Genomic DNA, 432 nt, shown 5'->3' with positions numbered 1-432 from the left:
TTTCAATGATTGGCACATCGATTACGGCACAGGCGAACGGGAAGAAGAAAAAATCATAGAGTTCTTTAATGGCTGGCTTGACGAAAATGCAGAAAGTGGCTTTATTCAAGTGCCTGAACCCACCACGCAGCGGATTATTCAAAAAATCTTGGGCTATCGTGTTTTAGAAGTATTTAACGGCGAACCAGAACACTTTTATATTCACCCTAAAGCCTTTAAAGACGTGATTAAAGAAAGCGAATTTCCCCGCAAGCTGGTATTTGAAGCAATGGAAAAGCATAAAATGCTAAAAACTGGCACGGAACAAAATCAAAGACCCTATCAGCACAAAGTACCTACAAAATTAGAAAGGTATATCAACAGCAAGGGAAAACGCTTTTTTATCGTCTATCCCGCATTGATCGAAGAAACCGAAAAACCCGAAGAATAATT

1 pseudogene is annotated in these 432 nt (G+C 39.4%); it reads left to right on the top strand.

Annotation, left to right across the window (positions count from 1 at the left end):
- Positions 1–430 (top strand): annotated as a pseudogene (locus ACLS0A_RS11025) (hypothetical protein); the annotation flags it as partial.
- Positions 431–432 lie beyond the last annotated feature (2 nt).

Source organism: Avibacterium volantium, from assembly GCF_049366555.1.
Lineage (GTDB): Bacteria > Pseudomonadota > Gammaproteobacteria > Enterobacterales > Pasteurellaceae > Avibacterium > Avibacterium volantium_A.
The sequence above is the reverse complement of the archived record's forward strand: the minus strand, read 5'-3'. Positions and strand labels throughout refer to the sequence as shown.